Origin of the sequence: Microbacterium sp. LMI12-1-1.1 (assembly GCF_040676455.1) — a bacterium.
Classification (GTDB): domain Bacteria; phylum Actinomycetota; class Actinomycetes; order Actinomycetales; family Microbacteriaceae; genus Microbacterium.
Genome location: NZ_JBEGIA010000015.1, coordinates 681,995 through 707,417 on the forward strand (window position 1 = coordinate 681,995; position 25,423 = coordinate 707,417).

Genomic DNA, 25,423 nt, shown 5'->3' on the forward strand with positions numbered 1-25,423 from the left:
CGGGTCTTTCGGGAACGACCCTCCACCCTACCGGCCGGGACGCGCCTCATCACTCCCGACCGAGGTCGCGATGCGTCACACGGACCGCCACGCCGGGCACCGCCGCGAGGCGCTCCGCGAGCTCGCGGACCATCACCACCGAGCGGTGCTTGCCGCCGGTGCAGCCCACGGCGACGACCGAGTGGCTCTTGTTCTCGCGCTGATACCCCTCGAGCACCGGGCGCAGCGCCGCGCTGTACGCCTCCAGGAACTCGGCCGCGCCGGTCTGGGCCAGCACGTACTCGCGCACCTCGGCGTCCTCGCCGGTGAACGGGCGGAGCCGCTCGTCCCAGAACGGGTTCGGCAGGAATCGCATGTCGGCCACGAGGTCGGCGTCGGGCGGCAGCCCGTACTTGAAGCCGAAGCTCTGCAGGGTGAGCGTGTGCCGCGCGGACCCCTCCTCGGTGAAGAGATCGGCGACCTTGGTGGCGAGCTGGTGGATGTTGTACGACGACGTGTCGATGATGACGTCGGCACCCTCGCGGACGGCCGCGAGACGCGCACGCTCCCGGCGGATGCCGTCGAGGATGGTCCCCTCGCCCTGCAGCGGGTGCGGGCGCCGCACCGCCTCGAACCGGCGCACGAGCACATCGTCGGAGGCGTCGAGGAACATGACCCGGATCTGCCGGCGCTCGCGAAGCGCCCGCATCGCATCGGGAAGGTCGGAGAAGAGGTCGCGGCCACGCACGTCGACGACGACGGCGACCCTCGGCAGCACTCCCCCGGCGAGCTCGGTGAGGTCGAGGAGCGGCTTCAGCATCTGCGGCGGCAGATTGTCGACCACGTACCAGTCGAGGTCCTCCAGCGAGTTCGCCGCGGTAGATCTTCCGGCGCCCGACATGCCCGTGACGATCAGCACTTCTCCGACGTCGTGACGCGTCGCCTCGCCCATGACCACCCCCGTCGAGCCCAGCCTACCCACTGGTGACGGGCGCGGGCTCCGCGAGGTGCGAGTGAATCGCCGCGGCGAGCTTCGGGCCGACGCCCGGGAGCTCGGCGATCTCTTCGGGGGTCGCCTTGCGCAGCGCCGACACCGATCCGAAGTGACGCAGCAGCGCCTTGATGCGGGCCTCGCCGAGACCCGGCACCTCGGCCAGCACGCTCTGGATGTCGCGGCGCCGCCGCTTGCGCTGGTGGGTGATCGCGAAGCGGTGGGCCTCGTCGCGCAGACGCTGCAGCAGGTAGAGCGCCTCGGAGGTGCGGGGCAGGATGACCGGGTACTCCTCCCCCGGCAGCCACACCTCTTCGAGGCGCTTGGCGATGCCGCACAACGCGATCTCCTCGTGGCCCGCATCACGGAGTGCGCGGGCCGCCGCTTCCACCTGCGGCTTGCCGCCGTCGACCACCAGCAGCTGCGGCCGGTAGGCGAAGCGCGGGCGCCGCCGCTCGGTGACGACGGTCTCGTCGGAGGTCACGTCGGGCACGAGCGGCGTGTCGTTCTCCTCCGGGCGGTCCAGGTAGGCGAGGCGCCGTGTGAGCACCTGGTAGAGCGAGTCGGTGTCGTCCGTGGTCTCGGCGACGCCGAACGAGCGGTACTGATCCTTGCGCGGCAGTCCGTCCTCGAAGACGACCATCGAGGCCACCACGTTGGTGCCGCTCAGGTGCGACACGTCGAAGCACTCGATGCGCAGCGGCGCCTCGGCGAGGTCGAGCGCTTCCTGCAGGTCGGTGAGCGCCTGGCTGCGGGCGACGTAGTCGCTGGTGCGCCGGGTCTTGTGGAGCATCAGCGCCTGCTGGGCGTTCAGCGTGGCGGTGCGCATGAGATCGGCCTTGCGGCCGCGCTGCGCCACCTGGATCGTCACGCCCTTGCCCCGCCGGGCGCGCAGCCACTCCTCGAGGTCGGCCGCGTCGTCCGGCATCGAGGGCACGAGCACCTGCTTCGGGATGTCGGCACCCGCCGCGTTGCCGTAGGTGCGCTGGATGACCTGGTCGACGAGATCGCCGTCGGAGATGTCGATCTCCTTCTCGATCGTCGTCGCGCGCACACCGCGCACGCGGCCACCGCGGATCACGAAGTGCTGCACCGTGGCGGCCAGCTCGTCCTCGGCGATGCCGAACAGGTCGGCGTCGGTGTCGGCGGCGAGCACGAGCGCGCTCTTGTTCAGCACCGCGTCGATGGAGTGCAGGCGGTCGCGGTAGACGGCGGCGGCCTCGTAGTCCATGGCCGCCGAGGCCTCGCGCATGCGCGCCGTCAGCTGCTTCGTGAAGCGCTGGTCGCCGCCGGACATGAAGGCGATGAAGTCGTCGACGATCGCGCGGTGCTCCTCGATCGTGACCTTCATCGAGCACGGTCCGCCGCAGCGCCCGATCTGGCCCGGGAAGCACGGACGGCCGCTCGCCATGGCCTTCTTGTACGACGAGTCGCTGCAGGTGCGGATCGGGAAGACCTTGATCATCAGGTCGATCGTGTCGTGCACCGCCCACACCTTGGGGTACGGGCCGAAGTACTTGGCGCCCGGGATGCGGCGGTTGCGCGTCACGATCACCCGCGGCGCCTCGTCGGCGAGCGTGATCGCCATGAACGGGTACGATTTGTCGTCCTTGTAGCGGACGTTGAACGGCGGATCGAACTCCTTGATCCACTGGTACTCGAGCTGCAGCGAGTCGACGTCGGTCGCGACCACGGTCCACTCCACGGACGCCGCCGTCGTCACCATGCGACGGGTGCGCTCGTGCAGCGTGTGCAGCGGAGCGAAGTAGTTCGACAGGCGCGCGCGGAGGTTCTTCGCCTTGCCGACGTACAGCACGCGCCCGTCCCGGTCGCGGAACCGGTACACCCCCGGATTGGTGGGGATCTCGCCCGGGTTCGGCTTGTACGGGACGGTGGGAGCGGAGCGCGCCATGCCGCTCAGCCGGCCTTGCGGGCCTCGACGAGCTCCGCCTGGCCGCCGACGCCCAGCACCTCGGCGAGGAAGACGCCGGTGTGGCTGGCTTCGACGCGCGCGACCTGCTCGGGTGTGCCCGTCGCGATGACCTCACCGCCACCGGCACCCCCCTCGGGGCCGAGATCGATGACCCAGTCGGAGGACTTGATCACGTCGAGGTTGTGCTCGATCACGATGACGGTGTTGCCCTTGTCGACGAGGCCGTTCAGCACCTCGAGGAGCTTGCGGACGTCCTCGAAGTGCAGGCCGGTCGTCGGCTCGTCGAGGACGTAGATGGAGCGGCCGTTGGTGCGGCGCTGCAGCTCGGTGGCGAGCTTGACGCGCTGTGCCTCGCCGCCCGACAGCGTCGTGGCGGACTGCCCCAGCCGGACGTAGCCGAGACCGACGTCGACGAGCGTCCTCAGGTAGCGGTGGATCGCCTGGATCGGCTCGAAGAACTCCGCCGCCTCGGCGATCGGCATCTCCAGCACCTCGGCGATGTTCTTGCCCTTGTAGTGCACGGCCAGGGTGTCGCGGTTGTACCGCTTGCCGTGGCAGACCTCGCAGTCGACGTACACGTCGGGCAGGAAGTTCATCTCGATCTTGATCGTGCCGTCGCCCGAGCACGCCTCGCAGCGGCCGCCCTTGACGTTGAAGCTGAAGCGACCGGGCTGGTAGCCGCGGACCTTCGCCTCGGGCGTCTCGCTGAACAGCGTGCGGATGCGGTCGAACACGCCGGTGTACGTCGCCGGGTTGGACCGCGGGGTGCGTCCGATCGGCGCCTGGTCGACGTGGACCACCTTGTCGAGGTTCTCGAGCCCGGTCACGCGCGTGTGCTTGCCGGCCACCCGGCGGGCGCCGTTGAGGCGCGTCGCCAGGACCTGGTAGAGGATGCCGTTGACCAGCGACGACTTGCCGGAGCCGCTCACGCCGGTCACCGAGGTGAGCACGCCGAGCGGGAAGTCGACGGAGACGTTCTTCAGGTTGTTCTCACGCGCGCCCACCACGCCGACCTGACGCTTCTTGTCGATCTTGCGGCGCTTCTTCGGCGTCGGGATCGCCCGACGCCCCGACAGGTAGTCGCCGGTGATCGAGTCGCGGTCGGCGAGGAGTTCCTCGATCGGACCGGAGTGCACGACCTCTCCCCCATTGACGCCGGCGCCCGGGCCGATGTCGACGACCCAGTCGGCGGCGTGGATCGTCTCCTCGTCGTGCTCGACGACGATGAGCGTGTTGCCGAGGTCGCGCAGCGCGACGAGCGTCTCGATGAGGCGGCGGTTGTCGCGCTGGTGCAGGCCGATCGACGGCTCGTCGAGCACGTAGAGGACACCCGTCAGGCCCGAGCCGATCTGCGTGGCCAGCCGGATGCGCTGCGCCTCGCCGCCGGACAGGGTCGCGGCTGCGCGGCTGAGGCTGAGGTAGTCGAGACCCACGCGGATGAGGAAGTCCAGTCGCAGGCGGATCTCGCGCAGCACCTGCGCGGCGATCGTCGCCTCGCGCTCGGTGAGCGTCAGCTTCGCGAAGTACTCGCGCGCCTCGCCGAGGCTCAGGCGCGAGGCATCCGCGATCGAATGGCCGTGCACCTGCACGGCCAGCACCTCGGGCTTCAGGCGCGCGCCGTCGCACACGGGGCACGGCACCTCGCGCAGGTACTCCGACCAGCGCTGCCGCTGCGTGTCGGACTCGGCCTGCGTGTACTGCCGCTCGATGTACGGCACGACGCCCTCGAAACCCGACGAGTAGCGCATCTCGCGGCCGTAGCGGTTCTTCCACCGCACCGTGACCTTGTAGTTCTCGCCCCGCAGCACGGCCTCGCGGATGTCCGACGGCAGCTTCTTCCACGGAGTGTCGAGCGAGAAGCCGAGATCGTTCGCGAGGCCTTCGAGCAGGCGCTCGTAGTACTGGAAGAGCCCCTTGCCCTGGGTCGTCCACGGGATGAGGACGCCCTCGCGGATCGACAGGTCCTCGTCGCCCAGCATGAGCTCGACGTCCACCGACATGCGGGTGCCGAGCCCCGAGCAGGCCGGGCACGCGCCGAACGGGGCGTTGAACGAGAACGTCCTCGGCTCGATCTCGGTGAGCTGCAGCGGGTGGCCGTTCGGGCACGCGAGCTTCTCGGAGAAGGACTGCCAGGCGGCGTCGCCCTCTTCGTCGACGAAGTTGATCTGCATGACGCCGCCGGCAAGCGACAGCGCGGTCTCGACCGAGTCGGTGACGCGATCCAGGATGGCGGGCGCCGCGACGAGGCGGTCGACCACGACGGCGATGTCGTGCTTGTAGCTCTTCTTGAGCACGGGCGGCTCGGCCAGCTGGATCAGCTCGCCGTCGACGATGGCGCGCGCATAGCCCTTGGCGCCGAGCTCCTTGAAGAGGTCGACGAACTCGCCCTTCTTCTGGGTGACGATCGGGGCGACGATCTGGTACCGCGTGCGCTCGGGCAGCTCGATGAGCTGGTCGGCGATCTGCTGGACCGTCTGGCGCTGGATGACCTCGCCGCACTCGGGACAGTGCGGCACGCCGATGCGCGCCCACAGCAGGCGCATGTAGTCGTGGATCTCGGTGATCGTGCCGACGGTCGACCGCGGGTTGCGGTTGGTCGACTTCTGGTCGATCGACACGGCAGGGCTCAGGCCCTCGATGAAGTCGACGTCGGGACGATCGACCTGTCCCAGGAACTGGCGCGCGTACGCGCTCAGCGACTCGACGTACCGGCGCTGCCCCTCGGCGAAGATCGTGTCGAACGCGAGGCTGGACTTGCCGGAGCCGGACAGCCCCGTGAAGACGACGAGCGAATCGCGCGGGATGTCGAGATCGACATCCTTCAGATTGTGCACGCGAGCACCGCGGACGCTCAGCATTCCGCTGGTGCCGCCGACGGTCTTTGCGGGCATGTTCGCGGGCAGGGCGACAGGGACGATGGGCACCAGTCAAGTGTAGGCGGGGCCTCCGACATGAGGCCTGGGAGCCGTTCGCCGTGGGCGAAGACAGCGCGTCCGGCGCGGCGGCCGAGGTCAGCGCGCGCCGGCGAACGGGCGCAGCGCGTCGCGGAGGGACAGGAGCGCCTGGGCGTCCGTTCCGACGCTCGCCATCACCTTGCCGGGCACCTCGAGAGCCTGCTCGCGCAGTCTCCGCCCCGCGTCGGTGAGCCGCACGTCGAGCACGCGCTCGTCGTCGTCCCGCCGCGAACGCGTCACGAGCCCCTGAGCCTCGAGTCGCTTCACCAGCGGCGACAGCGTCGCAGGCTCCAGGGCCAGCTCGACGGCGAGTTCGCGCAGCGACCGGGGCGATCGCTCCCAGAGCGCGAGCATGACCAGGTACTGCGGGTGCGTGAGCCCGAGCGGCTCCAGGATCGGCCGGTACAGGCCGACGACGTTGCGCGCGGCGGTCACCAGGGCGAAGCACACCTGGTTGTCGAGTGCGAGCAGGTCATCGGGGCTGAGGTCGGCATCGTTCACGTCCGCCATCCTATCGTGCACGAATCGTTAGTACACTAAGAACCATGCCTGAACCGGATGCCGCTCCCGCCGCCCGCCGCCCGCTCCGCGAACGTGTGCGGGAGGCCGGCGGGTGGTACGCGTTCCTCAACGCGAACCTGATCCGCGTGGCTGGACCTGCGGCGGTCGGGCCGTACGAGACGGCTCCCCCGCCCACGCCGGCCGAGCGCGCCGAACGCGCGTGCCCGCTGTGCGGCGCGCCCATCGCACAGCACACCTTCGACCGCTCGGGACCGAAGCCCCTGATGCACTGCCCCTGAGCCGGCACCGGCCGCCCGGCTCGAGGAGGTGCGACTACGCGTGCCCCGCGCGCTCCATGGCGCGCAGTTCCTTCTTGAGATCCTGCACCTCGTCGCGCAGGCGCGCGGCGAGCTCGAACTTGAGTTCGCCGGCGGCCGCGAGCATCTGCTGACTGAGGTCGGCGATGGTCGCCTCGAGCTGTTCGGCCCCCTCGGCCGCGATGCCCTCGCGTCGCAGCTGCGGCGTCGGGCTCTTGCCCATGCCGGACTTGGTCTTCGCCGCGGCCTTGCCCCGCAGCATCCGATCCGTATCGGACGCCTCTCGTGCCAGCACCTCGGTGATGTCGGCGATGCGCTTGCGCAGCGGCTGCGGGTCGATCCCGTGGGCCGTGTTGTAGGCGATCTGCTTCTCGCGGCGCCGGTCGGTCTCTTCGATCGCCTTGGCCATCGAGTCGGTCATCGTGTCGGCGTACATGTGAACCTGGCCCGAGACGTTGCGCGCCGCACGGCCGATCGTCTGGATCAGCGAGGTGCCGCTGCGGAGGAAGCCCTCCTTGTCGGCATCGAGGATCGACACCAGCGACACCTCGGGGAGGTCGAGGCCCTCTCGGAGGAGGTTGATGCCGACGAGCACGTCGTACACGCCGGCGCGCAGCTCGCTGAGCAGCTCGACCCGGCGCAGCGTGTCGACGTCGGAGTGGAGGTAGCGCACCCGCACCCCGTGCTCGCCGAGGAAGTCGGTGAGCTCCTCCGCCATCTTCTTCGTGAGCGTGGTGACGAGCACGCGCTCGTCGCGCTCGACCCGGAGGCGGATCTCTTCGAGGAGGTCGTCGATCTGCCCCTTGGAGGGCTTCACCACGATCTCGGGGTCGATGAGGCCGGTCGGGCGGATGATCTGCTCGACGACGCCATCGGCGATGCCCATCTCATAGCGTCCCGGCGTCGCCGAGAGATAGACGGTCTGGCCTACACGGTTCTTGAACTCGTCCCACCGCAGCGGCCGGTTGTCGAGCGCACTCGGCAGGCGGAAGCCGTGCTCGACGAGGGTGCGCTTGCGCGAGGCATCCCCCTCGTACATCGCCCCGATCTGGGGAACGGTGACGTGCGACTCGTCGATCACCATGAGGAAGTCGTCGGGGAAGAAGTCCAGCAGCGTGTGCGGCGGCTCACCGGGCGCCCTGCCGTCCATGTGCCGCGAGTAGTTCTCGATGCCCGAGCAGAAGCCGAGCTGCTGCAGCATCTCGAGGTCGAACGTCGTGCGCATGCGCAGGCGCTGGGCCTCGAGCAGCTTGTTCTGCGACTCGAGCTCTTTCAGCCGCTCGGCCAGCTCGTCTTCGATGGTGCCGATCGCGCGCTGCACCGTCTCGGTGCCGGCGACGTAGTGCGACGCCGGGAAGATGGGCACGCTGTCGAGCCGCTGCACCACATCGCCGGTGAGCGGATGCAGCATGAAGAGCGCCTCGATCTCGTCGCCGAACATCTCGATGCGGATGGCGTACTCCTCGTACACCGGGATGATCTCGATGGTGTCGCCGCGCACGCGGAAGTTGCCGCGCGAGAAGTCGACGTCGTTGCGGTTGTACTGCATGGCGATGAACTTGCGGATGAGCGCGTCGCGGTCGTACACCTCACCCACCTGCAGCGCGACCATCGCCCGCAGGTACTCGTCGGGCGCACCGAGTCCGTAGATGCACGAGACGGTGCTGACCACGATGACGTCGCGGCGGCTCAGCAGCGAGTTGGTCGTCGAGTGCCGCAGCCGCTCGACCTCGGCATTGACCGAGGAGTCCTTCTCGATGAAGGTGTCGGTCTGCGGGACGTACGCCTCGGGCTGGTAGTAGTCGTAGTAGCTGACGAAGTACTCGACCGCGTTGTGGGGCATGAGCTCGCGGAACTCGTTGGCCAGCTGCGCCGCGAGCGTCTTGTTGTGCGCCAGCACGAGGGTCGGCCGCTGCACGGCTTCGACGAGCCATGCCGTCGTCGCCGACTTTCCGGTGCCGGTCGCGCCGAGCAGCACGACGTCGGTCTCACCGGCGTTGATGCGCGCCGCCAGCTCGGCGATCGCCTGCGGCTGGTCGCCCGACGGGGCGAATTCGCTCACGACCTCGAACGGCCGCACGGATCGAGTGGTCTGCACCTGTCCAGCGTAGGCGGCGCCTCCGACATCGGGGCGGCGTTCGCGACGAGCGGATGCCGCGGTCGGGCGTCCTGCGGGTCAGCCGCCGAATCCCCCGCCGCCGTCGAAGCCACCGCCGCCGAACCCTCCGGCGTCGAATCCTCCGCCGTCGAACGCTCCGCCGCCCCCGTCGAACCCTCCCGAGCCGCCGCCGTCGAACCCCGTGAAGCCGGGATCGTACGTCTCGCCCACCCAGGCCGGCTCGGAGCCGAGCAGAAGCGACCCCGCACCCATCGTGTAGTACATGGTCACCGAGGTCGACAGCAGGAACTGGTTCGCGACGATCGCCATGATCCCGACGCTCGTGAGCATGTTCCGCACATCGACCTGGTCGCGCGGGTCCGACTCGTCGACGCCGACCGCCGTGCGCGCCGGATCCGCAGCGCTTCGCGTCGCGGCATCCGTGCCGTCGTCCGCCGCGCGCCGGGCGGCGCGGTGCTCTTCTGCACGACGGACGAGACGGGCGATCACGGTGGGATCCTCGGCCGCCGCGTCGCGCTCGGACTCCGCGAGGAACGGGCGCAGCTGCTCGAACATCTCGCGGCGACGCTGCGGCGGAACGTCGGCGAACGCAGACGCGTGCGCGCTCTCGATCACCGAGGCCGGGAGCGTCCCGAGCAGGTAGACGTAGCGCGAGATGCGCTCCTCTTCGCTCGCCGCACGATAGGGGGCACGACGCCGCCGGAACTTGGAGAGCATACCCATGCGACACCTCCTCGGGTCTGATCCCAGGCTAGTCCGCAGAGCGACGTCGCGGTACGGCCATAGCGCCGGTTCCGGCGACCGCCTCGGTGACGGCTAGGAGGCCCCCGCGCGCCGCGCCACGTGCTCGTCGAGTCTCTCCCACAGCTCGTCCACCTGGCGCAGCGTGTCGTCGAGGGCGCCCGCCGTGTCGATCACCACGTCGGCGATCCGCAGACGCGCCTCGTCCGGCACCTGCGAGGCGATGCGCGCCGCGGCATCCGCGTGGCTGAGACCACGCAGCCCGACGAGGCGGTCCGCTCGCACATCTGCCGGCGCGTGCGCCACGATGACGAGCTGCCAGGGGTCGTCCACGCGCGCTTCGACCAGCAGCGGCACGTCGTAGACGACGACGGCATCCGGGTCGGCCGCGAACGCCGCGGCGAAGCGGCGGGCGGACTCGGCGCGTACGGCGGGATGGACGATCGCGTTGAGCTGGGCGATCGCCGGCGCGTCACCGAACACCCGTGTGCCGAGGGCCGCACGATCCAGGGATCCGTCGGGGCGCAGCATCCCCTCGCCGAAGGAGTCGGCGATCGCCGCCAGCACCGGCCCACCCGGCGCCTGCACCTCGCGCACGAGCTGATCCGCGTCGACGATCACGGCGCCGTGCTCGGCGAGGCGACGGGCGATGGTGGACTTTCCCGAGGCGATGCCTCCGGTGAGCGCGACGAGCGGCATGTGTCGAGCATGCCATGCCGACTCCTTGACCTGTTCCTGAGGCGGGCCTGAGCGGGCGCTGAGGAGGCGGCGGTAGCCTCGGGGCACCCGAAGGACAGGTCCACCCGTACAGCTGGGGATGGCGCAAGTGAACGTTGGACGCGACACCGTTGCGTTCGACGACAACGCGTACTGCTGTATGCGACGCACCCGACGTCTTCGCGACGACGGGGGCAGACGGACGGTTCTGAGGTGCGGGCGGGCCGCCCGCGTGGGGACCAAGGCGGCCGAGGTCCGTGCACCGAGGACGCGCGCAGGGCGGGATGTGGGGAAATCTCCCGCCCTACGCGCGGCCCGTGCCCTCCCGGGAGGGTCGTCCCGGCGCGCGGCGGGCTCTGCGGAGCCGCACATATGCGGACGCCGCACGTGACCAGCGCGTCGTCACACGCGTTCCGGAGCGCGTTCTGGGATATCATGACCGACGTCCAGGATCCGTCGACACTCCCGGATCCGGAGGGTGCATCGGTGGAAGAAGCGCGCGTCGCCGTCGTGATCGAAGACGAAGAGGACATCCGTTCTCTCCTGTCGACGGTCCTCGCCCAGGCGGGCTTCGAAGTGCACGGCGCGGCGAACGGCGCCGACGGCGTCGAGCTGGTCCGCGAGCATCGCCCCCTGGTCACGACGCTCGATGTCAACATGCCCGGCATCGACGGCTTCGAGACCGCCAAGCGCATCCGGGCCATCAGCTCGACGTACATCGTGATGCTGAGCGCCCGCAGCGAGGAGATTGACGCGCTGCAGGGGCTCGAGGCGGGCGCCGACGACTACGTCGCGAAGCCGTTCCGCCCTCGTGAGCTGCGCGCGCGCATCGACGCGATGCTCCGGCGACCGCGGCAGGTCACGCCTCCCGATCCGGACGGCGGCGCGACGCCCGTCTCCTCCGACGGCGTCTGGCTCGAGCACCACGGACTCCGGCTGAACGCCGCCACCCACCTCGTCACGGTCGACGAGCAGGATGTCGAGCTGACGCGCAGCGAGTTCGACATCCTCGCCGATCTGCTGGTCGCGGGCCGGCGTGTGCGGGCGAAGTCCGACCTCGCCCTCATGCTGCGCGGCGACCAGTACGCGGTGAGCGACTTCGTCTCCGACAGCGACGCACGCGCCATCGAGGTGCACATGGCCAATCTGCGGCGCAAGCTCGGCGAGTCGCCGGCCCAGCCGCGATGGATCGAGACCGTGCGCGGAGTCGGCTACCGGCTCACCGCCTGAGCCCTCGGCAGGGCAGTGCGCCCTCGCGCCGCGGGAGCGGTGCGCGCGCGTGCGTCGCGTCGCGTCGCGTGGCCTCGCGTGGAGCCTCCGTCGCGGGCGAAGCCGCTACTCGCCGTCGTCGATGAGCACGGACGTCTCGACGTTCGCGGCCGCCCGGCTCGCGGCCTCGCGGGCCGCGCGGACGAGCTCGGCCGGGTCGTACCCGGCGGTGTCGCTCAGCGCGACGCCGACGCCGACGACGGGGATCACTCCCCCGCCGACCTTGCCGAGATCGTCGAAGAGGCCGCGGTAGATCGCGCCCGCCTGACGACGCGCCTCCTGCTCGGACGCCACAGCCATCCCCACGACGAGCCCGGTCGGCCCGTCCTGGCCGACGACGGCGTTGGTCGGCGCGTGATGGCGCACGCCGGTCCGCCACGTCGCCGCCACCGATCCGGCCACGTCGCTGCCGAAGGCGGTGGAGATGGGATCGAGGTCGTCGAGGCGCACGGCCGTCACGGCCACCGATTCGTGGCCGCGCTCGGCCCGCCGGCAGATGCCGTCCAGCAGGAGCGCGAAGGACTCGTCGCTGACGATCCCCTGCTCCTCGTCGACCGTCCGGGCGTCGCGCAGGTAGCCGCGCATCGGCGCGCGGCTCGCCCGCAGCACCGAGGTCACGACCACGGCGACGATGGTCAGCGTAACCGTGAGGTAGCTGGTGCTGACGGTGCCGAACGCTGCCTGGAACAGGGCGCTGTCGGGACCGGACGTGAGGAAGGCGGTCGTCCGCGACACGTAGTACAGCGACTGGAACCCCAGCACCGCTCCGAGCACCCACGCCGTGCGCGACTCCCGCATGTCGCCGCGGAGGCACTCCACGGCGCCGGCCCCGGCGAAGCCCACCAGGGGCACGAACATCCACAGGACGCCGGCCCAGTCGCCGCCGTCGGCCCCTTCGAGGGCCACGCCGAGCGCGGCCGCGACGACGGCGGCGGCCACGAGGATCGACGACCAGCGCATGCGGCGCCCGTTGAAGCGGCGGCATCCCAGCCACATGCAGCCGGTGCCGGCGACGAAGGCGGCGTTGCCGACCGCGATGGCCCACCATGCGCCGTCGGACTGCACCCAGACGGTGTAGGCGAGGGTGGTGAGCATGGCCGCGAGGAAGCCGACCGACCAGATGCGCCCCGCACCCTCGTCGCGGCGCAGCAGCGTCTCGAGAATGAACAGCACGCCGCTGACGTTGACCACCAGGGCGGTCATGATCAGCACGCTCGCCAGATCCAGGGTCATGGTGCATCTCCCTCGGGGGCGATCGCGGGCAGCTTCACGATGAAGGTCGAGCCGATTCCGGGCGCGCTGTGCAGGGCGAGCTCGCCCCCGTGCGCGCGCACGATGTCGCGCGTGATCGCGAGGCCGAGACCGGTGCCCGTCCGCCGATCGCCGCCCGCCTTGTAGTAGCGCTGGAAGAGCCGCGAGCGGTCGGCGTCCGAGATGCCCACGCCGGTGTCGCGCACCAGGATCCAGCTCGAGTCGCCGTCCGTCGTCGTGCCGACGAAGACCGTGCCGCCGTCCTTGTTGTAGGCGATGGCATTCGACACGAGGTTGTCGACGACCTGCCGCAGCCGCAGCGGATCCGCCCACGCCATCGCCGGCTCCAGACCCGTCGCATCGATCGTGATGGCCCGCGCGGCGGCGCGCGGCAGGGCATCGTCGACGGCGGCGGCCACGAGTTCGCGCGCGTCGACGAGCTGCGGAGCGAGCGATGCCTCCACCGATGACGGCGACGAGCTCGAGGCGGCGAGGATGTCGGCGACGATGCGCAGCAGGCGCTCGGCGTTGCGCTCGGCGACGTCGAGGCTCGCGCGCACCGCGTCGGGGGTGTCGGGGTCCTCGATCGCGAGGTCGAGGTAGCCGAGGATCGAGGTCAGTGGGGTGCGCAGCTCGTGCGACACCGAGGCGACCAGGTCGTCGCGTGCGCGGAGGGCGGTCAGCTCCGCCGTCACGTCCCGCGAGACGACGACGGCTCCCGCGTCGCCCCCGTCGGGGTCGGTGAGGCGGCGCGCGGTGATCGTCAGAGCCCGGCGGGGACCGGGCTCCGCCCCGAACCACACGACCTGGTCGTCGAACGCCTCGCCGCGGCGCGCGCGCTCGAGCGGGAGCTCGTCGGGCGGCAGCGGTGAGCTGCCGTCGTCGCGGAAGGCGAGCACCTCAGCCCGATCGTCGTCGGGCTCGTGGCCCTGCTGTAGTCGGCCGTGCGCCTCGTTGCGGACGGCGACCCGTCCGGCGGGACCGATGCGCACGACGCCGAAGTCCACGGCGTCGAGCACCTCCGTCACGACCTGCTCCTGCCGGCGCGTGCGCGCCAGGACGCTCTGCAGCAGCTGCGACTGCTTCGCCAGCAGCATGCGCTGCGCGTCCGACCGGCGGGCGTTGAGGTGGCTCGTCGCGGCGACGGCGAAGAGCACGAGAGGCAGCAGGAACGTGCGGTAGGTCACCTCGGTGGCGCTGAGCGCCGTCAGCACGCTGACGATGCCGGCGATCGCGACGATCACGCCGAACAGGCCCAGCAGCCCGAAGCCGGCGGCGAGCCACATCGTCGGGAAGATCCAGAGCAGGCCGAGCACCGTGTCGGGTGCCGCGATCTGCATGAGCGTGATGGCGAGGATGTCGACCGCGGGCACCACGGCGACCCACCCGTACGGCAGGCGATTCCACGGGATCACGAGCGTCGCCGCTGTCACCGCGACCACCACCACGACCCCACTGAAGAACAGCACGGGCTCGCCGCCGAAGGGGCCGACCGCCACCAGCACGCCGAGCACGAACACGACGGCGGCCAGCAGCAGCTGGTTGAGCATCGCGGTGCGGCCGCGCGTGCGGTCTGCGGCCTCGGGCGCGGTCACGCGGGGGCGGGAGCGCACCGCGGGCGCCCCCGTGTCGCCCGGCGTCGCGGCGGTCATACCGCGACGGTAACGGATGCCGCGCCCCTGTGCGGGAAGGGCGCGCTCGATGTCACGCTCGCCGGGCGTCCACGGCGCGCCCGGCGAGCGCGTCGTCAGAACCCGAAGTCGCCGAAATCGCCGAATCCGCCGACGTCGGAGCCGGCCGCGTCGCCGCTCGTGTCACCGCCCCAGCCCGACCCGCTGTCGCCCCAGCCGGCGTCGGCCGTCGCCGACTCCCCGCCGGCGTCCGTGCCCGCATCGGCGCCGGCGTCGCCGCCGCCATCCGTCGCAGAGCCGTCCTGGGAGCCCGGGTCGGAGGCGAACGTCGGCGCCAGGAACGAGCTCACCAGCGCCGAGCCGATGACGTACCCGACGACGGTGCCGAGGATCGACGAGCCCAGCATGGAGCCGAACGACGGCCCCTGACGCTGCGGCCCGAGGGTGCGCTCCATGAAGCCGGGGTTGAGGTACTCGGCGCGCGTCGCCGCGCGGGCCATCGTCTGCGGGTCGCCCGAGCGCGGCCGCTCGGCGGGCGGAAGTCCGGCGGAGAGCTCGGCGAGCACCTGCTGACGCTGCGGCTCGGTGAGCCTGCCGAACGCCTCGGCGTGCACCTGCTCGATGGTCTCGGGCGGCGCCGTCCTCAGCAGGTAGCGGTAGCGCTCGATGGCGATCTCGTCCTCGCTCCGCGGGGGCTGCACACCGGGTGCCGGTGCACCGGGCGCCGGCGCACCGGGTGCCGGCGTGCCGTAGCGGTTCGGCGGCACGGGGGGCGCCTGACGCTCGGCATCCGAGTCTCCGAACAGTCGATCGAGGAATCCCATGTGGCGCTCCTTCTCTCAGCCGGGCCCGTCCGTGGGCCGATTGCGCGGATCCCGAGGCGGGGTGGACCACCACGCTAGGCGCGGTTCCTCGGAGAGGGCTGGAGGATCCGCCGCGGTTCACCGAGGGCGTACGGCTCACCCCTGTGCCGCGAGCGCCTCGCTCAGCCACCGGGCGTGGAGCTGCCACGGATCGTCGACGCCGGCCGCGAGCACCGCGATGTGCGCGGTGAGCGCTTCCGAGCGACGGAACCACTCCGTGCCGGGATAGCGGTCGGCCGTGAACTGCACGTGCCGTCGCTGTTCGAGCGCGCGCCCGCCGCGCTCGAACGCCAGCAGCTCGTCGTGCCAGATCGCCCCGAAGCGCTGGCGCGGATTCGCACTCGTGCCGATCTTCACCCGATCGGCGTAGCGCAGGTAGTAGACCACGTCGACGCGCGGCGGCGGGATCTCGGCATCGGGGATCTCGCCGTGGCGCCACTCGCACACCGCGCACAGCCATCCCGACGGATAGCGGACGCCGAGGCGCGATCCGCACAGCCCGCAGGGTGACGGCAGGACGTCGGTGAGCCCGTCATGCGCCCCACCCCACTCCGCCGCCACGGCGAGATGCCGCTCGCAGAGCGGAATGGGAGCATCGAGGGGCACCGGGCCCCGGCATCCGTCGTCGTCCACCAGGCAGCGGGCGGAGACTCGGTTCGCAGGCACACCGCGACAGTACCCGCCCCCACCGACGTGCTCATCGAGCCGTGGGCTCGTGTTCCAGGAAGGCGAAAGGGCCGCCCCCACCGACCTTGCGGTCGGAGGTGACGGCCCTTCCGGAACCAGCGGTTCAGAGAACCAGGCGGCTCAGCTCAGGATCAGCGACCCGAGAGCTTCTCGCGCAGAGCGGCGAGCGCCTCGTCGTCGGCCAGCGTGCCCACCGGGCTGCTGTCGGACGAGAAGGTCGACGAGCCGGTCTCGACCGGGGCGGCAGCCTCGGCCTCGAGAGCCTTCGTGACGGCGGCCTTGTGGGCCTCCCAGCGAGCGTGGGCAGCGGCGTACTCCTGCTCCCACTTCTCGCGCTGCTCGTCGAAGCCTTCGAGCCACGCGTTGGTCTCGGGGTCGAAGCCCTCGGGGTACTTGTACTCCCCGTTCTCGTCGTACTCCGTGACCATGCCGTACAGCGCCGGGTCGAACTCGGTGCCGTTGGGGTCGACCGACTCGTTCGCCTGCTTCAGCGAGAGCGAGATGCGGCGACGCTCGAGGTCGATGTCGATGATCTTGACGAAGACCTCTTCGCCGACCGACACGACCTGCTCGGCGAGCTCGACGTGCTTGCCCGACAGCTCCGAGATGTGCACGAGGCCCTCGATGCCGTCCGCGACGCGCACGAACGCACCGAACGGAACGAGCTTGGTGACCTTGCCCGGAGCGACCTGACCGATCGCGTGCGTGCGGGCGAAGACCTGCCACGGGTCCTCCTGCGTCGCCTTGAGCGACAGCGAGACGCGCTCGCGGTCCAGGTCGACCTCGAGGATCTCGACGGTGACCTCCTGGCCGACCTCGACGACCTCGGACGCGTGCTCGATGTGCTTCCACGAGAGCTCGGAGACGTGCACGAGACCGTCCACGCCACCCAGGTCGACGAACGCACCGAAGTTGACGATCGACGAGACCGTGCCCTTGCGGACCTGGCCCTTGTGCAGGTTGTTGAGGAACGTGGTGCGCGACTCGGACTGCGTCTGCTCGAGCAGGGCGCGGCGCGAGAGCACGACGTTGTTGCGGTTCTTGTCGAGCTCGAGGATCTTCGCCTCGATCTCCTGGCCGAGGTACGGCGTGAGGTCGCGGACGCGGCGGAGCTCGATCAGCGAAGCGGGCAGGAAGCCGCGCAGGCCGATGTCGACGATCAGACCACCCTTGACGACCTCGATCACGGAGCCGGTGACCACACCGTCGTTCTCCTTGATCTTCTCGACGTCGCCCCAGGCACGCTCGTACTGCGCGCGCTTCTTGGAGAGGATGAGGCGGCCTTCCTTGTCCTCCTTCTGGAGAACGAGGGCTTCGACCTCGTCGCCGACCTTGACGACCTCGTTGGGGTCGACGTCGTGCTTGATGGAGAGCTCGCGCGAGGGGATGACACCCTCGGTCTTGTAACCGACGTCGAGGAGCACCTCGTCGCGGTCGATCTTCACGACGGTGCCCTCGATGAGGTCGCCGTCGTTGAAGAACTTCAGGGTCTTCTCGACCGCGGCCAGGAAGTCCTCGGCAGATCCGATGTCGTTGATCGCGACCTGCTTGGTGGCCGGGGCGGTCGTTGCGGTAGTCATGTAGTGGGTTGTCCTTGTTGGGTTTGGTGTCGGGCTCCGGCTTTCAGCGGCATCTTCGCGCAAGGGCGAACGGATGCCTCGAGCCGAGGCGAAGCGGATTTCCAGCGATGTCGCCCGGACCCTTGCGGGATGTGGGACACCGGCGCGAACCGGTACCCGAGCGTGGCGAAACAGCCACACGAGTGACACTCCAGGGTAACAGAACGGCCGGGTCGCCCGCGATGTTCCCGCACACCTCGAAATCCGGCGTCACGGAGGCCTCGGCGGGCCTGATGAGGCGTCGACTCAGCGGGGCAGCTGGATCGGCGCGGTGTTCGTGCGATCGGGGTCGAACGGCGCGGGTGCCGGCGCCGGCTCGCCGCGCAGCTGCGCCAGCCGCTCGTCCTCACGCCGCTGCGCGTCGGCGAGCCAGTCCCACCCCGACGGGTTCGTGGCGGGGCGCACATCGGGCACCGGCGCGGTGGGATTGTCGTCGTGCGCAGCGTCCGCCGTGGTGACGGATGCCACGGGTGCGGGCGGCGGGGGCGGCATGATGTGGGCGCCTCCGAACTGCTCGGCCCGGCCTGCCGCGCCGCGCAGACCCGCCTGCTGGATGACGCGCTGGATCGTGAGGCCGCGCTCGTCGGGATCCCCGACGTAGCGGATCTCGCGGAGACCCTGCTCCTGCGCCGCCGACTCGAAGACGAAGTGGCCGTAGCCGAAGACACGTCCCACGACCGGTTTGTAGACCGAGATGTCGAGGATGCGCGCGAGCGGCATCGTCGCGATGCGCTGCGACAGGATGCCGTGCACGCGGAAGACGCGCATGTTGGTGATGACGAAGCGGTCGGTGTGCTGCTCGAAGCACCGCCAGATGGCGTGGCCGGTGATCGCGACGCCGAGGAGCGCGGGTACCCACCAGGCCTGCGCCGGCACGAAGAACGACAGGAGGAGCACGACGATGCCACCGAACAGCTCCAGGACGGCGGAGACCGTGGCCGCCCAGTGCTTGCGCACCTCGTCGACGACGTGCTCCCCCTGATCCGTGATCAGGTGCTTCTCGATCCGCGGATCGAACATGCTCAGCCCGCGGCGAGAGCCATGAAGAAGTCGACTACGGCGGCACCGGCGCCCCAGACCGCGCCGATGGCGCCCTGAACCGCATTCGCCGCGTCCTGCGGCCGGGTGATGAGGTAGAACGCCGCGAACGCGATGACGAGCACCACGACGATGCGCTTGACGAGCTTCACGGTCCGGGGTTCCCTTCGACTTCTGCTGTTCTACCGCACGACGGCCGCTGCGTGCGCAGGCGCGCGGGCGCGTCGCCATTCGGTGGGAGGTGCGATCCGCGTTCCGCGGCGCCGGCGTTCACGGTCGCAGCAGCACCTTCGTGGCGCGGCGCTCGTCCATCGCGGCGTACGCCTCTGCCGCCTCGGCGAGGGGAAGCTCGAGATCGAACACGCGGCCCGGCCGGATCGCGCCGGAGCGGACGTCCGGGAGCAGCTCCTCGATGTAGCCGCGCACGGGAGCGACGCCGCCGTTGACGCCCACATTGCGGTTGAACATCTGACGCACGGGCAGCTCGGGCCCGCCGTTGGGCACGCCGACGTAGCCGACCATCCCGCCGGGGCGGGTCGAGCGCAGCGCCTGGTCCATCGACTCCTTCGTGCCGACGCACTCGAGGACACGGTCGGCGCCGATGCCGCCGGTGAGTGCGCGCACCGCCTCGATGCCGGCATCCCCCCGCTCCTCGACGATGTGGGTGGCGCCGAACTCGCGGGCGAGCGCCTGGCGCTGCGGATGCCGCGACATCGCGATGATGGTGGTGGCGCCGAGCCGTTTCGCCGCGATGACGGCGCACAGGCCCACGGCGCCGTCGCCCACGACGGCCACCGCGTCGCCGGGACCCACACCCGCCGACACCGCGGCGTGATGTCCCGTGCCCATGACGTCGCTGAGGGTCAGCAGGCCCGGGATCTCGTCGTCGACCACTGGCGCGGGAACGACGGCGAGGGTGCCGTCCGCGAGCGGAACCCGCACCCGCTCGCCCTGGCCGCCGTCGGCGAAGCCGCCGAAGCGGTCGTCGCTGCCCCACCAGCCGCCGTGCAGGCACGAGGTGCTGACGCCGTTCCGGCAGTTCGCGCATGTGCCGTCGCACACGTAGAACGGGGCGATGACGAAGTCGCCCGGGCGGATGACCCGCACGTCGGCGCCGACCTCCTCGACGATGCCGACGAACTCGTGGCCGATGCGGTGGGGCTCGTTCGTGGGTGTGACGCCGCGGTAGGGCCAGAGGCGGAGCCGCACACGCACGCCGCGACGACGCGCACGATCGCGTCGGCGCCGGTGGACAGCACGGGGTCGGGGACGGTCTCGACGCGGATGTCGCGCGCGGCGTGGATGACGGTGGCGAGCATGGATCGAGCCTAGGACCGCGAGCGCCCGGGCGGCGCCGCTGGCACCATGGACGCATGTGGATCGGGTGGATCGAGTTCGACCTGCTGCTCGGCGACATCCGCTCGCTGAAAGAGAAGCGCAGCGTGCTGCGGCCCCTCATCGCCGAGCTCAGTCGCCGCACCGAGGCGGCCGCGGCCGAGGTGGGCGAGCACGACCTTCACCGGCGGGCGAGCATCGGCGTGTCGATCGTCGCGTCGGGCTCGTCGCACGTGCGGGACGTGCTCGATCACGCCGAGCGCCTCGTCGCCGACCGTCCCGAGGTCACCCTGCTGTCGGTCAGGCGCGGACTGCACTCCAGCGAGGACTGAGGCCCTCAGCCCGCGATGGCGTGGCCGATGACCTCACCGCCGGCGCCGAACCGGATGGTCCGCCCGATCGTGCTGTCGTCTGCGATGGTCGCGGCGATGACGGCGGCCACGTCCGCACGCGGCACGGACCCTGAGCCCTCCGGATCGAGCTCGATGCGCCCGGTCGGCGCATCGAGCGTGAGGGTGCCCGGTGCGAGGATCGTCCAGTCGAGCGCGCTTCCGGCGAGGTGGGCGTCTGCCGCCCACTTGGCGTCGGCGTAGGGGAAGAACGAGGACTCCCTGCCGACGCCGTGGTCGGCGCGCGAGCCGATCCACGACACCATGACGTAGCGGAGCACTCCGGCAGCCACGGCGGCGTCCATGGAGCGCACAGCCGCGTCGCGGTCCACCGCGTACGTGCGCGCCGGGTCGCCGCCGCCTGCGCCCGCCGACCAGACGACGACGTCGTTGCCGGCGATCAGGTTCGTCAGCTGGTCGCCGTCGAGGATCTCGACATCCGCGACGACCGGCTGCGCGCCGGTCGCGGCGACCTCCGCCTCGTGCGCGGGATCGCGGATGACGGCCGTCACGGTGTGCTCCTGCGCCACGAGCAGCGGCTCGAGGAGCAGCGCGACCTTGCCGTGTCCGCCGAAGATCAGGATGCGGGCCATTGGGTCTCCCTCCGTCGTACGCCACGATACGCCCGAGCCGCTCCGGGTCAGGTGCCGGAGCCGCCCGCGCCCGGGTCGACGCCGGCGGCAGGCGAACCGGCGGCGGTGGCGGCATCCGTCTCCGGCTCCGCCTGCGCGAGCAGGCTGTGCCGGCGGCCCCACAGCTTTGGCGCGTTCCGCCCGGCGACCGGCGCGGCCGCGGCGGGCTCAGGCCGCGACAGGCACCCGCTCGGCCATGATGGCGCGGACCGCGTCGCGGCCGGCACGGTTGGCGCCCACGGTCGACTGCGAGGGGCCGTAGCCGATCAGGAAGAGCCGCGGCTCATCGAGGGAGCGGCCGTTCTCGACCCGGAAGCCGCCCGCGGGGGTGCGCAGCCGCAGCGGGGCGAGATGGTCGAGCGCCGGGCGGAACCCCGTGGCCCAGAGGATCACGTCGGCCGGCTCGAACGAGCCGTCCGGCATCCGCACCCCATCCTCCTCGATCGAGGCGAACATCGGATGCCGCACCAGCACGCCCCGCGCCTGCGCGGCACGAGCCCACGGCGTCCAGTGCATGCCGGTGACCGAGATCACGCTCCCGGGCGGCAGGCCGCGGCGCACGCGGTCCTCGACGCCGGCGATGGCGGCGACGCGCGCCGGGATGTCGAAGTCCGCCTCCACCCATTCGGGCTCACGGCGCGTCACCCAGAACGTGTCCGCCACGTGCGAGATCTCGTCCAGCAGCTGGACCGCCGAGACGCCGGCCCCGACGACCACCACGCGCTTCCCGCGGAGGTCCTCCGCCGACGCGTAATCCGCCACGTGCAGCTGCCGGCCGCGGAAGCGCTCCTGGCCCGGGTAGTGCGGCCGGAACGGCCGGGTCCACGTTCCGGTCGCGTTGATGACGTACCGTGCCGACCAGCTGCCGCGGTCGGTCTCGACCACCAGCCGGCCGGCCGGATCCTCATCGGCGCGCCGCACGGCTTTCACGCGCACCGCCCGCAGGACATCGAGGGCGAAGCGCTCCTCGTACTCCGCGAAGTACGACGGGAGGATGTCGCGGCTCGCCGCCACCGGGTCCGCCGGCGGCACCGCGAAGCCCGGCAGTTCATGGATGCCGTTGACCGTCGCCATGCGGAGGGACGGCCAGCGGTGCTGCCACGCGCCGCCCGGGGCGGGGTTGGCGTCGACGACGAGGAACGTCGGCTCCGCGCCGGTCGCCCGCTGCAGCGGCACGAACCCGCGGCGGTGCAGGTGGTACGCCGCCGAGAGACCCGCCTGTCCCCCGCCGATCACGATGACATCGACGACTGCGGGTTCCATGCCGGCCTCAACAGCGTCCGGCCCGCGGGGATTCCCGCGGGCCGGACGCGGCAATCGCGCGGATCGCCTCAGTTCAGGGCTCGCGTGGACGCCGGGATGACGCCGTCGCGGTAGAGATCGGCGGCGACGTCCTGCAGAGCGGTCAACGCGACGCGCTGCGGCAGCGGGCCGTAGGAGATGCGCGCGACGCCGAGGGCCTCGTACTCCCCCGCCGAGAGCGCGCCCGGCAGGCCGATGACGCTGACCTTGCGCTCGCCGATGCCCTCGACCAGCCGCCGGGTGATGTCGGCATCGAGGATGCCCGGCACGAACACCAGGTCGGCGCCCGCAGCCAGGTACGCGCGGCCGCGCTCGATCGCATCCGCGACCGACTCCTCGACGGGGCGCTTGCCGGCGCGCACGAACGCATCGGTGCGCGCATTGAGGACGAACGGAACGCCCTCCGCGGCGCCGGCCGCGACGATCGCCTCGACCGCGGCGACGGCCTCGTCCAGCGGGCGCAGGCGGTCTTCGACGTTCGCGCCCACGACGCCCTTGCCGATGACGCGGCGCACGGTCTCGCCCGCGTCGCCGTAACCGTCGTCGAGGTCGGTGGTGACGGGCAGGTCGCCCACGGCATCCACGATCCGGCCGACCATGTCGAGGGTGATGTCGAGCGGGATCTGGCCGTCTGGGTAGCCGAACGTCGCGGCGATCGCGTGGCCGGCCGTCGCGATGGCGCGGGTCTCGGGAAGGGCGGCGACGGCGCGGGCCGACACGGCGTCCCATACGTTGACGACGCGCAGGATCTCGGGCGCGGCGTGGAGCCGCGCAAGGGTCTGTGCTTTCTCAGCCTGAGTGGTCATGCATGTCACGCTATCGGCGACCCGCCCGGTCGAGGGCCGGTCAGGACGGCCGGATCTCGCCGTCCAGGTACCACCAGCGTCCGCTGCGCCGGAGGAACCGGCTGCGTTCGTGCAGCGAACCTCGTTCGCGACCGTGGCGCCACGTCGCGCGGAACTCGACGACCCCGCGCGTGTCGCCCTCGGCCCCGGCGTCGACATCCACGATCTCGAGCCCGGTCCACCGCTGGGCGGCGTCGAGGGCGAGCTCGTCCGGACGCGTGCCGGGATGCCACGTCTCCGCCAGATACCGCGCATCGCCGACCACGAACGCCGTGTAGCGCGAGCGCATCAACGCCTCGGCCGTCGACGGCGGGGTTCCTCGGAGCGCCGGGGCGCAGCATCCGGCGAAGCGATCCCCGCTGCCGCACGGGCACGGATCGCCGTCCGCCACGCGCGGGAAGCCCTGCGGGGCGGCACGCGAGGCCGCAGCGCCGAACGACACGTCAGACGCCGGCCTTCTCCGCGCACGTCACGCAGCGGGTGGCGAACGGGCGGGCACGGAGGCGGGCGATCGGGATGCCGCGGCCGCAGTCGACGCACACGCCGTACGTGCCGCCCTCCCAGCGCCGGACGGCCTCATCGATCTCGGCCACCTCGCGGCGGGCGGCCTCTTCCAATGCGACGGCGCGGGACCATTCGCCCGACAGCGTCACACCCTCGGGGTCGTGCTCGTCGTCGGCGACGTCGCCGCGGCGGTCGGCGCGCAGTTCGGCCAGGTTCTCATCCATCGCCGCGATGCGCGCCGTCGCCGCGTCGTGCAGCTCGTCCAGGAGCGCTCGCAGCTCGGTCCGGCTCGCGGCGGTGGTCATCGCACGAGGATACGCCCGCTGGTCTCCGCCCGGCAGGAGCCGTGCCGGATCAGGGTGAAGGGGGTCAGCGCGCTTCGGTGGCGGTCAGTCCGACACCTCGACGGCGAAGGTGACGTCCTGGATGCCGCCGTCCTCATTCGACAGCACGACCTCGGTCGTCCCCTCGGCGAGCGCCTCGACCCCCGGGTTGAAGGTCGTGCCATCCTCCTCGCGTCCGGGCGTGAAGGTCGCGACGGAGGGATCGGAGACGACGCCGCTGTAGCTGTCGACCGCGAGGTCGCCGGTGTCGATGTCGAGCACCTGGCCGACCTCGAGCTCCACGGTCGTTCCCTGCAGATCGCCCACGTCGCGGACCACGGGCGTGATGACCGGCTCCGGTGCGGCGCACCCGGCGAGCGCGGCGAGGGCGACGACGACGAGGACCGCAGCGACAGGTCTGGCGATGCTCATGGCGTCATGATGGCAGCACAGCGCCTGCACGGCCAGCGTGAGGCGTTCACGCGGTCAGGCGATAGGGATCTCCCAGGTCGGACGCGGACGCTGGAAGCATCGCGCAGCGAGTGCCCCCTGCCTGCTGCGCGAACCCCCGAACGGCGCTGTGTCGCCGGGGACCGCTCCTCGTGCCCAACCCGAAGGGCACGAGGGGCGGTCTCATCGACCCGCCCCGGAGCCGGCGATCCGCCACCCCCCGGACGCGATCGCCGGCTTCTTCGATCCGCGCTGTGGATAACTCGGGAAGCGCGCCGGTGCCACCGGTTAACGTGGGGGCGTGAGGACTCGGGTCACGGCCGCAGCGCTCGGCGCCATCCTCGTGCTGGCGCTCGCCGGCTGCTCGACCCCGGAGTCCCCGGAGCCGACGCCGACGCCCGCGTTCTCCTCCGAAGCGGAGGTGTTCGCCGCAGCCGAGGCGACATACCGGGCGTACGTGGACGCGCTGAACCAGGTGGATCTGAGCGACCCGGAGACGTTCGAGGCCGTGTACGAGCTGACCACTGGGGAGGCGAACTCGGGCGCCCGCGAAACCTTCTCCCAAATGCACGCAGACAGATGGGTAGTGGATGGCCCTACAGTCGTGGATCTGTTGGAGCCGAGCCAGACACAACCCACATCTGGGTATGTGGAGATCGATGTCTGCCTGGATGTTTCGCAAGTCACCCTCGTAGACAGCGACGGCGAGTCGGTCGTGGCAAGCGATCGCCGAGACGTGCAGTCGATGCGAGTCGCTCTGGAACCTTCCCCGACGAACCCGACCGGATTCGCGATCTCAAGGATCGACGGACGGGAGGACGGTCCGGCATGCGCAGGCTAGTGCTCGTTGGCGCCGTCTGCGCCGGTTTCCTCATCGCGTCAACCGGAGCGATTGCGGCGGCCGCTGCTGAGTGCGATGCCGGCGGTTGGGCGGGAAACTGCGAGGTTTCGAACCAGGACACCCACGTCGACGTATCGCTGAGTGAGAGCGAGAAGAACGCAGGGGCAGCTCCAAACGTCCCCGTTCGCGAGC

The 25,423-nt window shown here is 71.0% G+C and carries 24 protein-coding genes and 1 pseudogene; 4 read left to right on the forward strand and 21 right to left on the reverse strand.

Annotated features, from left to right (window positions below; genetic code table 11):
• Positions 1 to 49 precede the first annotated feature (49 nt).
• The 4 genes from rapZ to MRBLMI12_RS17270 form a co-directional block, all read right to left on the reverse strand.
• Positions 50 to 931 (reverse strand): RNase adapter RapZ, encoded by an 882-nt coding sequence (gene rapZ / locus MRBLMI12_RS17255; protein WP_349427685.1) that lies wholly within the window; start codon positions 929 to 931, stop codon positions 50 to 52.
• 22 nt (positions 932 to 953) lie between these two features.
• The gene (gene uvrC / locus MRBLMI12_RS17260; protein WP_349427686.1) at positions 954 to 2,882 is read right to left on the reverse strand and encodes an excinuclease ABC subunit UvrC; all 1,929 of its coding nucleotides are present in this window, start codon (positions 2,880 to 2,882) and stop codon (positions 954 to 956) included.
• Positions 2,883 to 2,887: 5 nt separating this feature from the next.
• On the reverse strand, positions 2,888 to 5,827 hold the full coding sequence (uvrA, locus tag MRBLMI12_RS17265; RefSeq protein ID WP_414686226.1) for an excinuclease ABC subunit UvrA: 2,940 nt from the start codon (positions 5,825 to 5,827) through the stop codon (positions 2,888 to 2,890).
• 87 nt (positions 5,828 to 5,914) lie between these two features.
• Positions 5,915 to 6,358, reverse strand: a complete 444-nt coding sequence (locus MRBLMI12_RS17270) for a MarR family winged helix-turn-helix transcriptional regulator (protein WP_363357504.1) — start codon at positions 6,356 to 6,358, stop codon at positions 5,915 to 5,917.
• Between the two features lie 44 nt (positions 6,359 to 6,402).
• Between MRBLMI12_RS17270 and MRBLMI12_RS17275 the strand changes: the two genes are divergently transcribed.
• The gene (locus MRBLMI12_RS17275) at positions 6,403 to 6,657 is read left to right on the forward strand and encodes a hypothetical protein (RefSeq protein ID WP_349427688.1); all 255 of its coding nucleotides are present in this window, start codon (positions 6,403 to 6,405) and stop codon (positions 6,655 to 6,657) included.
• Between the two features lie 34 nt (positions 6,658 to 6,691).
• Here the strand turns inward: MRBLMI12_RS17275 and uvrB are convergent, their stop codons facing one another.
• The 3 genes from uvrB to coaE all read right to left on the reverse strand — a co-directional run bounded on the left by uvrB (position 6,692) and on the right by coaE (position 10,234).
• On the reverse strand, positions 6,692 to 8,773 hold the full coding sequence (gene uvrB, locus MRBLMI12_RS17280; RefSeq protein ID WP_308867447.1) for an excinuclease ABC subunit UvrB: 2,082 nt from the start codon (positions 8,771 to 8,773) through the stop codon (positions 6,692 to 6,694).
• Positions 8,774 to 8,851: 78 nt separating this feature from the next.
• Positions 8,852 to 9,517: a hypothetical protein gene (locus MRBLMI12_RS17285; protein WP_363357505.1), complete on the reverse strand. Its 666-nt coding sequence runs from the start codon at positions 9,515 to 9,517 to the stop codon at positions 8,852 to 8,854.
• 93 nt (positions 9,518 to 9,610) lie between these two features.
• Positions 9,611 to 10,234, reverse strand: a complete 624-nt coding sequence (gene coaE / locus MRBLMI12_RS17290; RefSeq protein WP_363357506.1) for a dephospho-CoA kinase — start codon at positions 10,232 to 10,234, stop codon at positions 9,611 to 9,613.
• A 453-nt stretch (positions 10,235 to 10,687) separates the two neighbouring features.
• Here coaE and MRBLMI12_RS17295 point away from each other — a divergent pair, with 453 nt between their 5' ends.
• Complete coding sequence (locus MRBLMI12_RS17295) at positions 10,688 to 11,482, forward strand: response regulator transcription factor (protein ID WP_363357507.1); 795 nt, start codon at positions 10,688 to 10,690, stop codon at positions 11,480 to 11,482.
• A gap of 105 nt (positions 11,483 to 11,587) precedes the next feature.
• Here the strand turns inward: MRBLMI12_RS17295 and MRBLMI12_RS17300 are convergent, their stop codons facing one another.
• From MRBLMI12_RS17300 to MRBLMI12_RS17335, 8 genes and pseudogenes are all read right to left on the reverse strand, one after another.
• On the reverse strand, positions 11,588 to 12,754 hold the full coding sequence (locus MRBLMI12_RS17300) for a hypothetical protein (protein ID WP_349427693.1): 1,167 nt from the start codon (positions 12,752 to 12,754) through the stop codon (positions 11,588 to 11,590).
• Complete coding sequence (locus tag MRBLMI12_RS17305) at positions 12,751 to 14,424, reverse strand: sensor histidine kinase (RefSeq protein WP_363357508.1); 1,674 nt, start codon at positions 14,422 to 14,424, stop codon at positions 12,751 to 12,753. Before MRBLMI12_RS17305 ends, MRBLMI12_RS17300 begins: the two co-directional genes overlap by 4 nt.
• 95 nt (positions 14,425 to 14,519) lie before the next feature.
• Positions 14,520 to 15,227 carry a hypothetical protein gene (locus MRBLMI12_RS17310; protein ID WP_363357509.1) on the reverse strand — a complete coding sequence of 236 codons (708 nt, stop codon included), beginning with the start codon at positions 15,225 to 15,227 and terminating at the stop codon, positions 14,520 to 14,522.
• Positions 15,228 to 15,362: 135 nt separating this feature from the next.
• The gene (locus tag MRBLMI12_RS17315) at positions 15,363 to 15,932 is read right to left on the reverse strand and encodes a GIY-YIG nuclease family protein (protein WP_363357510.1); all 570 of its coding nucleotides are present in this window, start codon (positions 15,930 to 15,932) and stop codon (positions 15,363 to 15,365) included.
• A gap of 152 nt (positions 15,933 to 16,084) precedes the next feature.
• On the reverse strand, positions 16,085 to 17,533 hold the full coding sequence (gene rpsA, locus MRBLMI12_RS17320) for a 30S ribosomal protein S1 (protein WP_331909034.1): 1,449 nt from the start codon (positions 17,531 to 17,533) through the stop codon (positions 16,085 to 16,087).
• A gap of 285 nt (positions 17,534 to 17,818) precedes the next feature.
• On the reverse strand, positions 17,819 to 18,592 hold the full coding sequence (locus MRBLMI12_RS17325) for a PH domain-containing protein (protein WP_349427697.1): 774 nt from the start codon (positions 18,590 to 18,592) through the stop codon (positions 17,819 to 17,821).
• A 2-nt stretch (positions 18,593 to 18,594) separates the two neighbouring features.
• On the reverse strand, positions 18,595 to 18,762 hold the full coding sequence (locus MRBLMI12_RS17330; RefSeq protein ID WP_204260153.1) for a hypothetical protein: 168 nt from the start codon (positions 18,760 to 18,762) through the stop codon (positions 18,595 to 18,597).
• A gap of 118 nt (positions 18,763 to 18,880) precedes the next feature.
• A pseudogene (locus MRBLMI12_RS17335) lies at positions 18,881 to 19,929 on the reverse strand (zinc-dependent alcohol dehydrogenase family protein).
• Positions 19,930 to 19,983: 54 nt separating this feature from the next.
• Between MRBLMI12_RS17335 and MRBLMI12_RS17340 the strand changes: the two are divergent.
• A complete protein-coding gene (locus tag MRBLMI12_RS17340; RefSeq protein WP_363357511.1) occupies positions 19,984 to 20,277 on the forward strand; it encodes a DUF503 domain-containing protein in 294 nt (97 codons plus the stop codon).
• 5 nt (positions 20,278 to 20,282) lie between these two features.
• On the opposite strand, the gene MRBLMI12_RS17345 is transcribed toward MRBLMI12_RS17340, so the two are convergent.
• The 6 genes from MRBLMI12_RS17345 to MRBLMI12_RS17370 form a co-directional block, all read right to left on the reverse strand.
• Positions 20,283 to 20,927 carry an SDR family oxidoreductase gene (locus MRBLMI12_RS17345; RefSeq protein WP_363357512.1) on the reverse strand — a complete coding sequence of 215 codons (645 nt, stop codon included), beginning with the start codon at positions 20,925 to 20,927 and terminating at the stop codon, positions 20,283 to 20,285.
• A 207-nt stretch (positions 20,928 to 21,134) separates the two neighbouring features.
• Positions 21,135 to 22,229 (reverse strand): NAD(P)-binding domain-containing protein, encoded by a 1,095-nt coding sequence (locus MRBLMI12_RS17350; RefSeq protein WP_363357513.1) that lies wholly within the window; start codon positions 22,227 to 22,229, stop codon positions 21,135 to 21,137.
• A gap of 68 nt (positions 22,230 to 22,297) precedes the next feature.
• Complete coding sequence (locus MRBLMI12_RS17355; protein WP_349427702.1) at positions 22,298 to 23,074, reverse strand: isocitrate lyase/PEP mutase family protein; 777 nt, start codon at positions 23,072 to 23,074, stop codon at positions 22,298 to 22,300.
• Positions 23,075 to 23,114: 40 nt separating this feature from the next.
• Positions 23,115 to 23,555 (reverse strand): YchJ family protein, encoded by a 441-nt coding sequence (locus MRBLMI12_RS17360; protein WP_363357514.1) that lies wholly within the window; start codon positions 23,553 to 23,555, stop codon positions 23,115 to 23,117.
• Between the two features lies 1 nt (position 23,556).
• The gene (locus tag MRBLMI12_RS17365; RefSeq protein ID WP_363357515.1) at positions 23,557 to 23,922 is read right to left on the reverse strand and encodes a TraR/DksA family transcriptional regulator; all 366 of its coding nucleotides are present in this window, start codon (positions 23,920 to 23,922) and stop codon (positions 23,557 to 23,559) included.
• Positions 23,923 to 24,006: 84 nt separating this feature from the next.
• Positions 24,007 to 24,372, reverse strand: a complete 366-nt coding sequence (locus MRBLMI12_RS17370) for a hypothetical protein (protein WP_349427705.1) — start codon at positions 24,370 to 24,372, stop codon at positions 24,007 to 24,009.
• 319 nt (positions 24,373 to 24,691) lie between these two features.
• On the opposite strand from MRBLMI12_RS17370, the gene MRBLMI12_RS17375 reads away from it, so the two are divergent.
• On the forward strand, positions 24,692 to 25,231 hold the full coding sequence (locus MRBLMI12_RS17375) for a hypothetical protein (protein WP_363357516.1): 540 nt from the start codon (positions 24,692 to 24,694) through the stop codon (positions 25,229 to 25,231).
• Positions 25,232 to 25,423 lie beyond the last annotated feature (192 nt).

Coding starts and splice junctions, on each gene's coding strand:
- MRBLMI12_RS17350 (WP_363357513.1), bottom strand. CDS start 22,229: ATGGAACCCGCAGTCGTCGATGTCATCGTGATCGGCGGGGGACAGGCG.
- MRBLMI12_RS17365 (WP_363357515.1), bottom strand. CDS start 23,922: ATGACCACCGCCGCGAGCCGGACCGAGCTGCGAGCGCTCCTGGACGAG.
- uvrC (WP_349427686.1), bottom strand. CDS start 2,882: ATGGCGCGCTCCGCTCCCACCGTCCCGTACAAGCCGAACCCGGGCGAG.
- MRBLMI12_RS17340 (WP_363357511.1), top strand. CDS start 19,984: ATGTGGATCGGGTGGATCGAGTTCGACCTGCTGCTCGGCGACATCCGC.
- MRBLMI12_RS17275 (WP_349427688.1), top strand. CDS start 6,403: ATGCCTGAACCGGATGCCGCTCCCGCCGCCCGCCGCCCGCTCCGCGAA.
- MRBLMI12_RS17355 (WP_349427702.1), bottom strand. CDS start 23,074: ATGACCACTCAGGCTGAGAAAGCACAGACCCTTGCGCGGCTCCACGCC.
- MRBLMI12_RS17325 (WP_349427697.1), bottom strand. CDS start 18,592: ATGTTCGATCCGCGGATCGAGAAGCACCTGATCACGGATCAGGGGGAG.
- coaE (WP_363357506.1), bottom strand. CDS start 10,234: ATGCCGCTCGTCGCGCTCACCGGAGGCATCGCCTCGGGAAAGTCCACC.
- MRBLMI12_RS17345 (WP_363357512.1), bottom strand. CDS start 20,927: ATGGCCCGCATCCTGATCTTCGGCGGACACGGCAAGGTCGCGCTGCTC.
- MRBLMI12_RS17300 (WP_349427693.1), bottom strand. CDS start 12,754: ATGACCCTGGATCTGGCGAGCGTGCTGATCATGACCGCCCTGGTGGTC.
- rpsA (WP_331909034.1), bottom strand. CDS start 17,533: ATGACTACCGCAACGACCGCCCCGGCCACCAAGCAGGTCGCGATCAAC.
- MRBLMI12_RS17295 (WP_363357507.1), top strand. CDS start 10,688: ATGACCGACGTCCAGGATCCGTCGACACTCCCGGATCCGGAGGGTGCA.
- MRBLMI12_RS17310 (WP_363357509.1), bottom strand. CDS start 15,227: ATGGGATTCCTCGATCGACTGTTCGGAGACTCGGATGCCGAGCGTCAG.
- MRBLMI12_RS17305 (WP_363357508.1), bottom strand. CDS start 14,424: ATGACCGCCGCGACGCCGGGCGACACGGGGGCGCCCGCGGTGCGCTCC.
- MRBLMI12_RS17285 (WP_363357505.1), bottom strand. CDS start 9,517: ATGGGTATGCTCTCCAAGTTCCGGCGGCGTCGTGCCCCCTATCGTGCG.
- rapZ (WP_349427685.1), bottom strand. CDS start 931: ATGGGCGAGGCGACGCGTCACGACGTCGGAGAAGTGCTGATCGTCACG.
- MRBLMI12_RS17370 (WP_349427705.1), bottom strand. CDS start 24,372: ATGAGCATCGCCAGACCTGTCGCTGCGGTCCTCGTCGTCGTCGCCCTC.